Here is a 15,452-nt window from a genome sequence, read left to right as displayed (position 1 = left end):
GGCGACCCTTCAGTGGAACCGAAGGCCGCACCATTCAGCCAGGCGCCACAATCAAGCAGACGGACGCCGTAACCAGGAGAGCTGCGGACATCGTCAGCGAGCTTCCCGACGTCAGGCATGTCTATTCATCGGTCAGTTCGGCATCCTCGAATGAGAGCCCCCAGACCACCACCACGACCGATGTCGCAGCCGCCACGCTTGTCGTCGTGCTGACGCCCATCGAAGAGCGTAACTACAAGCAGTCAAAAATCGAGAACACCCTCCGGCAGGCCCTGTCATCTCTTCCGGGCGTCCGGGTTGCAGTCGACAGCGGCCGCAATGGAACGAAACTCGATATTACGCTGGCCAGCGATGATCCCGACACGCTCGCGGGAGCAGGCGCCGCAATGGAAGAGCAACTGCGCACCCTTAGCGGCATCGGAGCGGTGACCTCGACAGCTTCGAGACAGGCTCCGGAGCTTCAGATCACCCCTGACTTATGTCGAACCGGCAAGTTGCAGTTCGGTGGTCAAACTCTAAGAAATCATTCGCTCAAACTCCAGAGCAAACACAGGCTCTTTCTGTTGGGGGATCGGTAGTAGCGGACCTCCGCTACCACAGATCCCCCCAGTTTTGCCTGTAGGTTCGACCAGAACGGCGCTCCGGGTCGACCTCCCCTATGATCTACTGCGTGAGAACGTATTGCGGTTCGAATGCGAAGGCCTGGGATGCGACGGGTGCCGTTACAGGCTCGCGTGCTCCTGCCCGATTACAGATCCCCCGATCCCTCCCGACTTCTGTCGCAAGCGCCGCTGGTGGCGCGGAGACAGAAAGTTCCAAAAGGCCGCGGCCGAAACGAACTTCCCCTTTTTGATTCGGCCACAACGGCACGGCCATGTTCCGCGCAGGTCATTCGGCCGTTGAATGCAAACCAAGGGCCGTGGATGGCTCGGGATTGAATCTCCGGCCCGACGCCAGTGGTCGCGCCGCAACGATACTAATCAAGACCAAAAGGAAGGCTGGAGAAGGCAGACTGGCACACCGGCATCCCCGGTTATCCCAAACAGGACCCTTTATCAAACTTTTTCACTATCCGTACCCCGCCGAAGCACCATTATCCGGCTATCAAGAATATAATTGAAGTTTAATTACTATTTTATCGAGGTTATTTTAGGTCAATCTTATAAACATAATTCTTAAGAATTGTTATCTAGTTGACATATCCATCCTGATGATCGTAGATTTCAGGCATTCGGTCTCTTTCCGCTCTGCAAACACGTCTTCGACTTGGCTAAGTAGACTTGGCGCGCCGCAACGGTTGGTGCCAATGGCTGGTATTTATAAAAATTCTATGTGACGGGCAAATGGCGACTCAAGTAGATCTGCTCGTATGGAATATTCAGAATTTTGGCCAGCTTAAGAGCGGCTTGAAAGACTCTAAGTGCAACCTAACACAGGCTATTGCGCAGGTAATTAGCGCTTCCGAGCCGGATATATTCTGCCTTGTTGAATTGAATACTACCAGCGAATCCAGGGCCTACAAAATCTGTGACGCGTTGATGGAAGCCTTGGCCGCCGAGAAATCTGCATTCGACATCTGCCTGCTCTCGCCAAATACCGGGAAGGAATTCTACGCTTTCTTCGTCAGGGACACGACATTCGTCGTGCCGCTGGAGATGTCTGGCCCCGCCGTTGGCGGCTCGGTGTCGATGGAGATCGGCGGCCCGGGCGGCGTGGCAATTACTGCAGCCGAATTCTCTCCGGCGCCGACACCAATGAACGGCATCGTCCTGAATGCCTTCCCCCTTATCTACCCGGACAAGCCAGCGGCCAGCCCAACGACCTGGCCTGGAACCCGCGGCAGCGCGCTGGGCATGTTCTACGTGCCTGGGGCCGACCCGGGCAATGAATTGCTGCCGATCATGTTGGTGCACCTGGCAGCGAAGAGATCTGCAGCCCTCAAGCAATTGGAGACCATTGAAGATTTCAGCCTGTTCTACTCCTTGAGGCCACATGGCGCCGGCGGTCTCTCCATGATGGTGCAACTGCCCGGGCAGCCAGCGCCCGTCGCGACCCAGATCTATCAGGCGGTGATTGCCGGCGATTTCAATCTCGACGCCAAGAAGAACGCTGGCGATTATGACTGGGTCACCACCGCGGGGGCATCTGGTGGCCTAGGCGCACAGTTGCTCTTTGATGAGCCCACCCATTTGATGACTTTCCCGAGGTTTGCGCGATCCACTCGCAGGGATAGACGTGATCTAGCGATAAACGCCTATGACAATGTCATCTTGCAGACCAGTCCGGCAGCGCCTGCCCCAGCTCAAGGGCAGAACCAGCAGGTCGACAACATACTGAACAGGGTTAGGAAAAGACAATTTCAGTACGGCAATGCCGTTGATTACTACGATAAACTCGACAGGCGTGGATTTGCGTCGTTCTGGGATAAGAAACGAAAGAGGGTATTTACTTCAAAAGAGTATCGGGTTTTCACGAAGAACTTCGCTGTTCAATTGGGCCGCGGCGATCAAAGCACTTTTGTGACTCCTGAAGCAGGTTTGGTCGGCGCCAGGTTGATCAGCGACCACGAGCCGATCTTCGTCGAGCTACACCTCTAGCGGAGAATCGCGGTGGGCATCACATTCGATCAGCTGGTCGGATTGCTAACCCCGGATGCGGCACAAACGATCGCCGTGGCAGGATCGGCATTGGGGACGGCCCCCGTCACCTCCCTGTTCCAATCCTGCTTGACCGGCGGAACCCTGACGCTATCCGACGCGGTCATGACGTCCGACGCGACGGCGCAGACAGTGACGGTCAGCGGCACCGTTGCGACGGGAACATTCCTCAACGCCGCCACGGCGACGGTCACGGACGGTGTCTTCGCCCTCGACGAGGATGGAAGCGTCTCAGTCACGCTCCCGATCGCGGTCACCGATGCGGCCTGGGGCTTGCCGTCGGCATTTCCCACGCTGGACGGGCTGATATTCGACAGCATCGCCTGGGCCGGGCCGATCTTCACCCTCACGGTGCCGGCCGATCCCACGCTGCCGGCGGATTTCCGGCCGACGCTCGGCTTGGGCGACGACCTGCCCGCTGTTGCCGGCGCCATCGTGCCCGGACTCATCCTCTCCAGCGGCGTCGCGATGCCGGGATCGGGAGTGCTCGGGACAATCGCCACTCTCCTCGGCCTGTCTTCCGGCAGTTTTTGTGGCCCACTCGATCTGCTGTTGCTGCCCCACGGCTCGGCCGATACGCCGGCCCCCTTCCCCCAGGGGGAGCTGACCACCACCACCGACGCCCAACCGATTACGGTTTCGGGGTATGACCTGACCTTTTCGCTGTCGTTCGCCAGTGTGTTCGTGGAAGTTGGCGACGAGAAATCGCCGCTCTCCGAAATCGGTGTGTACTGTCTCGGGGCTGTGGTGCTGGGCGCCCAGTTCACGCCTTCGGGAACCGGCATCCAGGCATTTCAGATCACCACGGCCGTCATCAGCGGCAACAGCACCAGCCTGGTATTTCGGGCTACCGGCCTGCCGACCCAGACATGCAACGCGGACGATCTCTCCGGGATACTCGCCGGCACCTCGGTCACTTCGACGCTGTCGCCCGGTTCCGGTTTCGACGTCACCGACGGCCTGACCATCGAAGACGTCGTGCTGATCCTGGATATCAGCCAGCCGATCCCCGCCTTTTCCTCGATCTCGGTGACGGTCTCGCTGGGAAGCGGGCAGAGCTGGACGGCCTTCGGCATGCTGACCTTCGAAAGCATTGAGATCGAGGTCGGCGTCACCGACATGGGCGACGGTTTCACGCCCGACGGCGAGGCAAGCTGCACCGCCTATCTCACCGATAACCCCGATATCGCCCTCTCGGCCTTCGTCACCTTTCCCGATCTCAGATTCGGCGTCGCGCTGGAGATAACCGAGACGACGCAGTCGCTGGACCTGACATCGACGGTCACCGGCCTGATCGGCGACCACTCGACCAGCACGGAGGACGGCGGGAGCGGCCTCACCAGCTTCACCGCCCTCGCGTTCGAGATGACGGGCAACGTCACGCGGAACCAGTATGCCTTTGCCGCGGATATCAAGGAGAGTTGGACGCTGGTTGGTTCGCTCGTGCTCGAGCAGATCTCGCTGAGCCTGGCGTATGATGGCTCGTCCGGCACGGTCACGGGCGGCATCGCGGCCGTCCTGTCGCTACCGAAGATGGAGGTGCTGGTCTCTGCCAACTACGATCCTTCCGGCTGGACTTTCGCCGGCTCCGGCTTGTCCAATCCCGACCAACCGCTGACCCTCAGCGACCTGCTCGACTACGTTCTTGGCCTCTTCGACCTCCCCCCGCTGACGGGCCTGCCGGAGGTGGATATCGATGAGGTCAGCGTCGAATACAGATTTCCGGCCGGGGCGCTGTCGGTCACAGCCACCGTCTCTTTCCCGTCCGCCACGGTCAACCTGGCGGCGCTGCCGCTGGTCGGAGACCTGGTCGGGCCGGACTTCCAGCTCTCGCTGCAATCCGTAACCTTCACCGCGGACACCGCCCCGCAAACCGGCACCACTCCGGCGACGAGCAACTGCTCGCTGTCGCTGGTCGTCGGGCTGGGCACCAGCGAAACCCAGATCATCACCATCCCGCTTTCCGGCACGCAGCAGCAGCCCGCCGGGACGGCCTTGCTGGTCGGCGAAGCGACCGGCGGGACGGCGCCGCCCAACGGGACCTGGATCGATGTCGAGCGGTCTTTCGGCCCCGTGCTGGTCCAGAAGGTCGGTTTCGGTCTGGGCAGCCAGGGCTTGTCGGTGCAGATGGATGCCAGCCTGACGCTGTCCGGGCTCGACATCGCAGTCCAGGGCCTCGGTGTCGCCATCCCGCTGGCGACGCCGATCGAGCCGACCTTCGTAATCGACGGGCTGGCAGTCTCCTATGCCTCGCCGGCGGTGACGATCAGCGGCAGCTTGCTCAAGACCGACACCGACGACGTCGACACCTTCGCCGGCAGCCTGATCGTCAAGGCCGAAAGCCTCTCGCTCTCGGCCTTCGGTTCCTATACGGCGTCCAGCCCGCCCTCGATGTTCGCCTATCTGGTGCTCAATGAGCCGCTCGGCGGCCCGCCGATCTTCTTCGTCACCGGGCTGGCGGCCGGGTTCGGCGTCAATACCCGGCTGGTGCCGCCACCCATCACCGGCGTTGCCACCTTCCCGCTGGTCGCGGGCGCGGCCAGCACCAGCGAGTTCGGACCGCAGCCGTCGCTCGCCACCGTCGCGCAGAAAATGTCCACGGCGATCGTCGCGTCGACCGGCGAATATTGGATCGCCGCCGGCGTCGCCTTCACCTCCTACGAGCTGGTGCAATCCTTCGCGCTGGTCACGGTCGAATTCGGAACCGAGTTCCAGGTGGCGCTCCTCGGCGAATCGACGCTGGCGGTGCCGCAGGACAGCAAACCCTATGTGTTCGCCCAGATGGTGCTGGAAGCCCTCTACACTCCGTCGCAGGGGGTGTTCTCGGTGGCCGCGCAGCTCAACTCCGCCTCCTATGTGCTCGATCCGAACTGCCATCTGACCGGAGGCTTCGCCTTCTATATCTGGTTCGATCCCAGCCCCTATGCCGGCGACTTCGTGATCACGCTGGGCGGCTACAACCCGAGCTTCAAGAAGCCCGACCACTATCCGACGGTGCCCAGGCTCGGCATCAACTGGCAGGTGACGACCGCGCTCTCGATCCAGGGTGGCGAATACATGGCGCTGACGCCGGCCATGATCATGGTCGGCGGCTATCTCAACGCGGTGTGGCACTCCGACTCGATCAAGGCGTGGTTCAGCCTTTACGCCGATTTCCTGATCCAATGGGCGCCGCTCGCCTATCGGATCGATGCCGGCGTCGACTTCGGGGTCCAGGCGACGATCAATCTCGACATTACCACCGTCACCATCAACATTTCCGTCGGGGCCGACCTCATGATTGTCGGCCCGCCCTTCTCGGGCTATGCCGACATCCATCTGAGCGTCCTGTCCTTCCGCATCACCTTCGGCGAGACGCCGCCGCCACCATCCTTGGACTGGTCGCAGTTCAAGACCCAGTTCCTGCCGTCTGCGTCCGCCCAGCAGAGCCCGATTGCGGCCGATGCCGCCGATACCGCGCCGGTGGTCACGCTCGCCATCCAGTCTGGACTGCTGATCGACCTGACCAATGCGACCGACGGCAACGGCAATGCCTTCCCCGTCGACTACGTCGTCGATCCCCACCTCCTGAGGTTTGGCCTCAAGACGATGATCCCGATCGACACGCTGACCTACAATGGAACGGCGGTGACCGGTGATTGGAACACCGACATCGCCATCGGCCCGCTCGGCCTCACCTCCTTCGACAATGCGCTCGATGTCGTAGTCGAATACGAGGAGGCCGACTATACGGCGGCTAGCCTGGACACCAGCGGCACGGGCGGGGCGGCCGCGGCGCTGTGGGGTCCAGCGAGCAACGGCCAGACTCTGAACGGAGACGCGCTGGTCGCCGACAGCCTGCAGGCGGTCGGGATCGTCCCCAGCCTGGTTCCGCCGGGCACGGTCCAGGCGATCGAGATCGCCACCCTGCTCGATACGGTCGAGGCCACTTACGGCCTTGACTGGAGCGCAGACAACGCCCCGACGAGCGACCCGTTCAAGGGCGAGGACTCTCTGACTGCGCTTGCCGACACCATCGCCGATCCCGGCGTCGTGGCAGCCAGGATGGCCATCGTTTCCGGCTTGCTGTTTGCCGACGTGGAGATCGCCAGCCCGATCGACGTCTCGCCGCTGACCGCGTCCGCCACGCTGGGCTATATCACGCCGATCGCGCTCAGCCTGCTCGGCGCGGCCGCGCCGGCGGCCCAGCCCGCCGTTTGATCCTGAGGGGAGCCGGCATGAACAACAACACCGTCCGCTTCGCTGATACCACGGCGGCCAATGACATCATCTTCGTCGAACATTACCAGCCGCAGTGGCAAAGCGGCGACTATACCGTGACGGCGACCCAAAACGTGGGATCGACGGACTGCCAAAGCTTCAGCGACAGCTTTTCCGCCACGCTGACCTTCTCAGTGCTCGGCCCGCGCTTCTCGCTGCCGCCGGACCGCATCCACACCCAATTTCCGCCGCCGGGCGACAACGGCGAATATTCCAACGTGCTGCCGCACCTGGTGCTGACCGACAGGACCCTGCCCTGGCAGCGCTCGCCGGGCGATGCGCCGAGCGGTTTCCAGACGCCATCGATCCCGACGGATACGGCGGTCTATCCCTGGCTGGCGCTGCTGGTCTTCGACCAGAGCGACCCGGCGCCGACGGTCGCCGCCGGGACGATTGCCGACCTGCTGCCGGATGGATTGCCGAGCGGCACCGTTTCATATCCGGACCTCGAGGATAGTCTGGAATACGGGGAATGCACGAGCCAGAATGGCAGTGCGGTCTATCTCCCCTGCCAGTATATCGACGTGCCGGGCCCGCTGTTTTCCGCGATCACGCCATCCTATTGCGATCTCTACTGGCTGGCGCATGCTCGCAAAGTTGAGCCCAAGCGGGCGGCCCTGAAGGCGACCAAGCGCGGCAGAGCGGCTCAGACCGAGCTGTCGGTCGTGGTGGCCAATCGACTCCCCACGCCGGGCAGCACAGCGCTGTGCTGCCTGGTCTCGTTGGAAGGGTTGGGGCCGCTTCTGCCGCCCGCTGCGCAGAACGCCGACACGACCGTCCGCCTGGCGGTGCTCTCGTCCTGGAGCTTCGGCTGCGCGGATAACAGCGAGACCTTTGGCGACTATTTCGCTGCGCTCAATCAAGACCCGGCGACGCTGCAACGACCGTGCCCTGACACCGTCCAGTCGATCGACGTCCAGCAGGCGCTGGCGATGGGCTATACCGCCTTCAACCATCTGACCCGGCAGGGCGGCAGCACCGTGAGCTGGTATCGCGGGCCGCTGCTGCCGTACTGGAACCAGCCGGTCCTGGCGCCGCCGTTCGGGGCCGCCGACGCCCTTATGCGCTACGATCCGCAGACGGGGATGTTCGACACCAGCTACGCTGCCGCCTGGCAGCTGGGGCAGCTCCTGGCGCTGGCGGACAAGAACTTCGCGACCACGCTCTACAACTGGAAGATCGGCCAGCAGCAGGGCGCCGTGGCCGACCTGGAGACGCGGATCCTGGCGGAACAGGTCGGGAGCGATCTCGCCACGCTGACCACACCGGATGCCAGCATCGCGGAGCAGGTCATCAAGACCGTGATCAAGCCGCTCCTCACCAATCTCCTGGAGAAGGCAGCTCGCCCATGACACGCCTGACCGCCGCCGCCGATTACGGTGCACGCATGAGGGAAGCGCTAGCGCAGCCGCCCGTCGTCTTCGACGACGACCCGGCAACGATCGCCATCACCGATTGGCTATCGCGGCTGATGCTGTTCGAAGGCGTGCCGCTTGGCTACCTTGTGCCGGACCCCGGCATGCTGCCGCTGGAATCCATCCGCTTCTTCGCTGTGGACGACAACTGGGTCACGGCGCTGGTCGACGGCGCCTTCAGCATCGGACAGGCCGCGGTCGGCATTTCCGCTGGCGATGCCGCCGCCCCGCAGGCCCGCTTCAAGGCACGCGCCGTCGGTCGGATGAGCCGCCAGCGGGCGCTCAAGCTCGGGATGACCGCCGGCAGCGAGCCGATCGAGGGCTTCGAGGGGGTGATGTCCGGCTTCGTGCTCCGGTCGGCGCTGGTCGATGTCTGGCCCGGCGTGGAGGTCAATGGCTTTGCCGACGCCGCGGGGAGCGAGCACGTCCCACTCGTGCGCTTCGACATCCTGGCTTCCGGACTGGCGCTCGGCCTGTTCGCCGGGCTGGTGCAACGGGTGACGTTCGCCGAACCGGCGGAAACGCTGCATTTCGGCATCGACCTGCAATCTTCCCAGAAAAGCCTGCGCTATATCGACACCGAGGGCGACAACAAGCCCGGCGATCCGGTGCTCGACAGTGATCAACAGCCGGTCACGATCACCGTGCCGTTCCGGTCCGGCAGCAGCACGGTGGTCGACATCGCGACGCTGGCCCAGACCATCCAGACCGGACTCGCGGCGAACTCGGCCATTTCCGATGGCTCTCCCTACACCGCGGCGCAGTTTGCGATGGAACTGGTCGAAGGCGTCCAAGAGGTCGTCTTCGACGCCACCGCCGCCGCATCGGCGGTGGTAAGTCCGCCAGCGAAAGAAGGCCCGGCGGCGAAAGAAGGCCGATCCCGATGACCTCCATTCCCACCCCGACGCCCCTGGTGGTGCCGATCCGGCTCGACGCAATGATGGTCGGCGCCAATGACGGCTCCTTCACCCAATTCGCGCCGGCCTACGCCAATTTCACCGAGATGGCGACCCGCAGCTCGAACACGGCCAACATCGGCAACGATCTGCTGAACCAGCCGTTTCAGGGGCAAGGCCCCCTGTCCCAGGGCATCCATCTGCACTGGAGCCTGCCGCGCGCGCTGCGGATCGCGGATTATGCCGATGGCAACGGCCCGCTGCAGCTTCCACCGGCGCCCAACCGCTGGCTGGTAACCCGCACGATCATCGCGGCGGCCACGTCCGAGGCGCCGACCGTGACGCAGACCGGGTGGGTCGTGGAGAGCGACTATGTCGATTCGACCGGCGCCTATAGCCAAACGGCGATTCCCTACGGCACCGATCCGAGCCAGCCCTATACCTATCTCGGCCGGGTCTATCCGTTGGCGGACTGGACCGGCGACTCCAGCTCCGGAACCTACCTGTCGACGCCGCTGACCGCGGTCGGCTTCGGCATTCCCGATTTCGCCGGCTGCTATCGCAATTGCGGCAATGTCTTCGGAATGCTCGATGACACGCTGAACGACGACAGCTTCGACGCTTCGACCATGGTGCTGCTCTATTCCGTGACCGGCTGGTACAGCGATACCTCGAACGATCCGCTGGCCGGCGCCGATCCGGACGCGGTCGCGGCCGCCTTCGGCTGGACCTACTCGGATACCCACTATGTTCCGTCGCGGACTCTCTGCCACGGTCTCGTCTACCAGTTGCCCTGGGACAGCGGCAGCGCGTTCCTGTCTGACCAGACCGGTCCGTTGTCGACCGGCGTGGCGTTCGGCAACACGCCTTCGGAAGCCTTTGCCGCTTATGCCAGCGCGGTCGAGAGCGACAACCTCCCGCAGGTCGAGCAGATACTCGACGCACTGCAACTGGGCGTGCTGCCGCAGCTGGGGCAGCCGAGCGGGCTCTTGCGCCTGGAAGAGGCGATCTACAACGCCGCTTACACCGCCTTCTCGAACGGCCATAGCTGGCGACTGCGCGCCACCGGCACCAAGGGCGACTTCCCGCAACCGTCCGACAGCCTCGCTGCGTCGATGAACCAGCTCATGACATCGCAGGATGAGCTCAACGCACTGCAGGCGGATATGATCACCCTGCAGGCCCGAATCTTCAACGATTGGTACCACTACATCATCGCCCGTTACGCTGCCGATCCGCCCGCGTCGCCCAGCGAAACCGACATGACGAATTATATCCAAAGCGAGATCGGCGCCCTGTCGCATTTGCAGCAGGACGCAGAGAAACTGCAGACCAGCATTGCCAACCAGATGAGCGAGATCATCGCCGGACTGCCGGGCAATCTCAGCCTGGAGGTCACGGCGGCCGAGCGGTTCTACGGCGCCCCCGATCCGGTGGTCCTGCTGACCGGCGACGGCGTGCCGACCGTGCTCCCCGAGGACGCCAAAGAGATCGGCTGCGTCTTCCTGGCCCCGTCGCCGCCGTCCCTCACCCTCGCCGCCGGGCTGGTCAGCGGGTCGGCGCTGACCACCGTCTCAGCCGACCTTTTGCCGGCGCCGACCCTACCCACCGGCCTGCCTGACCAAGCGGCAGCCTGCCTGACGGCCGCGGCGGAACTGGTCCAGTCGGACCTGCTGATCGTGCCGGCCGCCAGCAACGTCGTGACGCTGGCTGCAGCCAGCCAGGGCGGGACGGCCAATCCCGCGGTTCTGGACTTCGCCACCACCAATACTGACATCGGGCAGGCGCAGACCGACTGGCTGTCCGGCCAGGCGTTCAGCGGTATCGACTTCAGCAGCGCGCCCATCGCTCAGGCGGATATCGCCTGCCTGTCCTGGCAGCTTCCCTGGCGGCCGATCGCCCTGTCCTGGAGCGCCAACTACTATCCGCTGCTGCCGCTGGCGGGATTGAGCGATACCTACGCGGCCGATGCAGTCACCAGCCAGTTCGATTTCGATCCGTCGGTTTCGCTGAACCTTTTTCCCATCGATCCCGACTTTGATTCCTTCGTCGAGCTTTCCGGCACCGCGCTATTGAGCACGGATGCCAGCACGAGCATGCAGGCGCAGATCGCCGCCTACCTGACCCAGCATGACGATCCGGAACTCCGGCAGATCCTGACCGATCTCGGCAGCACGCCGCTGCTGTCGCAGGCGTTCAGCGGGCTCAACACCGGCCTGTTGGGGCGCGTGCAGACGCTGCAGCTCCTGATCGCCGATCCCAGCGCGGTTGATGAGTTCTCGGGCGACTTCACCGACGTGGACGTCAGGAACGCTGTCGGCGGGGAGAACCGCTTCGCGCCGAGCCTGGCCGGCGGCGCTACGGACGATCCGGTCTACAACCCCCTGCGGGGCGGCCAGCTCGTTCCGCAGAAACTGATGTTCATCGACTCGTTCGGCCGGTCCCGCGCCATCCAGATAGGCACCGCCGCAATCGCCTACACCTTGCGTGACGTTTCGGTGGAACAAGGGTTCGTGCTGCCGCTACGCTTCACGCAGGCGACGCAGCTCACGGCCGACTGGCTGGCGGCCGCCAATCCCAGCCTGCGCGACTGCGGGCTTGCGGCCACCAATCCGATCTGCGGCTGGTTGGTTCCCAACACGCTGGATTCCAGCCTCATGTACTACGACGCGAACGGCTCGGCGATCGGCAGCCACATTGTGAGCGCCGGCACCCTGATCTGGCAGTCCGCCCCCAATGCCGGGCCGCCGGGCCAGAGCTTCGAAGAATCCTTCGTCGGCCGCAATGCCGTACTGACGGCATTCGCCTCGGCCATCGAGATGGACGGGGCGACGTATGCCGGCTCGTTGCTGCTGACGATCGAGCGAACCCAGGCCTTCGTCCTGCCCGACGGCCACCAGCTCAGCCGGCAGACGGCGATGCTGATGGGAACGCCGTTGGCTCTGGTGCAAGCCAAGCTCGATCTCGCCATGGCCGGGCTGCCGGTTCCCGACCAGAGCTACGCTGCCCTGGCCCAGGATATCGACAACAATACCGACGTGCTGGACCGCACCCTGCACGGGCTGGACGACATCGAGATTCCGGTGGTGCTGGGCAACCAGCTGGACCTCGACGACGGGCTGATGGGGTTCTTCCTGGCCGGCGACGACGGCGATGCCGATTTCTCGCTCTGCTACGCCGCGCAGGCGGACGGCAGCAGCGACAACGTCGTCGTGCCGGCGGCCGACGGCTTGACGCTGACCCTGAACGCCGACCAGCCGACCCTGGTGGCGATGCTGATCGATCCGCGCAGCAGCGTCCATCTCAACACCGGCCTGCTTCCAGTCCGCGAACTGACGCTGGCCGCCGAAACCTACAACGCCGCACTCAGCCGGATGTCGTTCAGCTTCCTGACGGCGCCGGTGCTGGCGCCAGCCGGCAGCTTCGCCATCCCGACCCCGCGCGAGGGCGGCGGCACCTGGGGGTGGATCACCTACCAGAACGGGGACTGGCTGCAGCAATCCATTCAGCCGCCCCTCAACACCGCGTCCCTGCAGCGGTCGCAGAACATGCAGGAAGGGTGGCTTCAGCTCACCCAATTGCTGGAGAACGACTGATGCCCAAGGCTCGCAACTCCCTCAAGATCAAGGGTGAGATCGTCGCCAGCCTGTCCAACGCCGCGGCGGAGGGCACCTGTGCTATCCCGCTAGGGTTGCCGACGAGCCTGACGCTTCTCCTTGCCAACCAGACCGACCAGTCCTTCGTGCTGGTGCCGCGCAACGGGGCGGCGCCGACGCTCCGGCTGGACTTCACCGAGCTCTCGCCCGCCGTCGCGCCGGATCCGGCGCAGGTCAGCTGTCCGTGGTTCACCGCCACGGCCCCGCGCCCCGGGATCATCGAGCTGGCGCTGGCGGCCGAGCAGTATGATTGGCTGCGCCTTCAATACCTGACTGTCCGGCTGAACGACCTCGTGCTGACTGGCGGTGCCGGCTTGGGTCTGCTGGAGGTGACGCTCGAGCGCTTCCACCCGCACCTGACCTGGCAACGATCGCTTCCGCTGATGAAGCTGGAGACGCCGGCGGCCGGACAATTGACAAGCGGCGCCAGGGGGGCGGGTCCCGCCGCCTATCGCCACCAGACCACCGGCGGCAGCCTGCAGATCGAGGTCAGGCCGTCGGCTGCGCGGCCGGATCTTGCGGCTGCGCCGGCTGGCCAGCCCGAGATCGTTGTGGGCATCACCACCGCGAACAGCGGCAAGCTGCAGGCGCTCACGTCCTCGAAGCTTGGCGGAAAGGCACAGGTGACGGCCCACGGCTGGACCGCTGAGCGTATCGAGGGAAGCAGCACGCCGTTTTGGAGGCTGGTCCCCAAGTCCCAAGACGGTCCTTGGCTGGGCCGCCCCGGGCCACGCAGCGCCGTAATCGAGATTGGCAACCTGTTCACCGACCAGTCCCGGAGGGGGCATCTCGCACTCTATTCGGCCAATATTCCAGATCGGGCCGACGGATATCAGACGGTCTTGATCGATGCGGCGTCCGGGCAACCGACGATTTCCTCCTTCACCATCTCGCCGTCCGACGGCTTCGGCGTCATCGATACTCCGCAGACAGCCTATCTGAGCTGGGCAACCAGCAATGCCGCCTACGTTGTGCTGTCGGGCGTCGGGGTGGTTCCCACGGGGACGTCCAACTTCCAGGTGACGGTCGAGAAGAGCACGACCTTCATTCTGACGGCGTTCGACTCGACGTTGCAGCTGCCGCAGTCCTTGTCGGTTACCGCAACGATATCGCCCGATCCAGAAAGCCTGCTGGTGACCGCCGGCACGATGATCAACTGGGGCGGGCCGCTGTCGGCGCTGCCGGCGAACTGGCTGCTGTGTGACGGAAGCGCCTACGACATCGACGACTATCCGAACCTCTATGCCGCCATTGGCACCCAGTATGGCGGCGACGGCCAGACAACCTTCAACGTGCCCGACCTCACCAACGCTTTCGTGGTCGGTGCCGGATCGCAGTCGGCTGAACCGCCGCAGACCGGCGGCGGGCCGGACACCCATACGCATGACGTCGGTCTGCCGACGCAGACCGTCGCCCCCACGGTGACAACGGACCCCGGGCACGACCACGTCGTGCCGAACGCCTGGTATGCCCGCAGCCTGAGCAGCACCGACCACGAATATTGCCAAAGCGTCTGCGCCCCGTCCTTCAGCCAGGGTTCCAGCTCTAACCCCACGACCGTGCAGTCGGGTGGCGCACACACCCACCAGATCCCCGTCAGCTTCCCCGACCAGTCCAGCGGCACCAACTCGGTCGGATCGACGCCGGATGTGGGCGTCAGGCCGCCCTGGTACTCGCTCTGCTGTCTGATCAAGACATGAGCCTCCGACCCGACCGATCGCAATGAGGATGACCATGCCTGCGGATACCGCCAACGACTCGTCCCTGATCACGCAGTTCACTTGCGTGGCCAACTGCAACCCGACCGATCTGGTGACACCGGCCGAGGTTACCCTGCAATGGCAGACGGCGGCAGGCTGCACGGCGGCGCTGCTGTCCGGCGTCGGGGTGGTCCCGCTGACCTCGACCGGGACCATCGTCACCGTCACAGAGACCACCGTGTTCGAGCTCACCGTCTTCGCCTCGGCGACGAACCAGGTCGAGACGGCGACCACCACGATCACGGTGACGCCCGACTCGACCACGCGGATGGTTCCGGCGGGCACCATCGTCGCCTGGGCAGGCAATGCCGACGCGCTGCCCGCCGGCTGGCTGCCTTGCGACGGCACCGTCTATCAATCCAGCAACTACCCCGCCCTGGCGAAGGTGCTGGGCTCAAGCTACGGCGGCACCGGAACGACGACGTTCGGCGTCCCGAACCTGGTCGGCAGTTTCGTCATGGGTGCGACAGGGCAATCGACCGAGGCCGCGCAGACCTGCGGTCCGGCCGATACCCACACACACCCGATTCCGGCATTCAGCGGCGATTTCCAGACCGACACCAGCGCCCCCCATACGCATGAGTTGCCGAATACATGGTATCAGGCGGCCTACAGCTCGGGAAAATACACCTCTATCGGCGTTCAGAGCTTCAGCGTGGCCGGGTCGCCGACGCAGAACGACAATCCGGCCGGGCACTCTCACTCGGTCAACCTGTCATTTGATGCCTTCACCAGCGACGGCACGAGCGACGGCATCCAGCCGCCCTGGTTTGCGATTTGCTACATCATCAAGACCTGAGGAAGCCGA

7 protein-coding genes and 1 pseudogene are annotated in these 15,452 nt (G+C 64.1%); all 8 read left to right on the top strand.

What is annotated here, in order from left to right; translation table 11 throughout:
* Nucleotides 1–29 precede the first annotated feature (29 nt).
* A pseudogene (locus EJ071_RS15000) lies at nt 30–476 on the top strand (efflux RND transporter permease subunit); the annotation flags it as partial.
* A gap of 804 nt (nt 477–1,280) precedes the next feature.
* Nucleotides 1,281–2,597 carry a hypothetical protein gene (locus tag EJ071_RS14995; protein WP_126098549.1) on the top strand — a complete coding sequence of 439 codons (1,317 nt, stop codon included), beginning with the start codon at nt 1,281–1,283 and terminating at the stop codon, nt 2,595–2,597.
* Nucleotides 2,598–2,609: 12 nt separating this feature from the next.
* Nucleotides 2,610–6,857, top strand: a complete 4,248-nt coding sequence (locus EJ071_RS14990) for a DUF6603 domain-containing protein (protein WP_126098548.1) — start codon at nt 2,610–2,612, stop codon at nt 6,855–6,857.
* A gap of 17 nt (nt 6,858–6,874) precedes the next feature.
* A complete protein-coding gene (locus EJ071_RS14985; protein WP_126098547.1) occupies nt 6,875–8,269 on the top strand; it encodes a hypothetical protein in 1,395 nt (464 codons plus the stop codon).
* Entirely contained in the window at nt 8,266–9,219 is a 954-nt protein-coding gene (locus tag EJ071_RS14980; RefSeq protein WP_126098546.1) for a hypothetical protein, read from the top strand. The genes EJ071_RS14985 and EJ071_RS14980 overlap by 4 nt, the downstream gene beginning before the upstream one ends.
* Nucleotides 9,216–12,824, top strand: coding sequence for a hypothetical protein (locus tag EJ071_RS14975; RefSeq protein ID WP_126098545.1), 3,609 nt, complete (start codon nt 9,216–9,218; stop codon nt 12,822–12,824). The genes EJ071_RS14980 and EJ071_RS14975 overlap by 4 nt, the downstream gene beginning before the upstream one ends.
* Nucleotides 12,824–14,584 carry a tail fiber protein gene (locus EJ071_RS39455; RefSeq protein ID WP_245460244.1) on the top strand — a complete coding sequence of 587 codons (1,761 nt, stop codon included), beginning with the start codon at nt 12,824–12,826 and terminating at the stop codon, nt 14,582–14,584. The genes EJ071_RS14975 and EJ071_RS39455 overlap by 1 nt, the downstream gene beginning before the upstream one ends.
* Before the next feature lie 34 nt (nt 14,585–14,618).
* Entirely contained in the window at nt 14,619–15,443 is an 825-nt protein-coding gene (locus EJ071_RS14965) for a tail fiber protein (RefSeq protein WP_189521480.1), read from the top strand.
* Nucleotides 15,444–15,452: the final 9 nt, after the last annotated feature.

The sequence above is a fragment of the Mesorhizobium sp. M1B.F.Ca.ET.045.04.1.1 genome (assembly GCF_003952465.1).
GTDB lineage: Bacteria > Pseudomonadota > Alphaproteobacteria > Rhizobiales > Rhizobiaceae > Mesorhizobium > Mesorhizobium shonense.
Note: the sequence above shows the minus strand (reverse complement) of the source record. Positions and strands in the feature narration are given on the sequence as shown.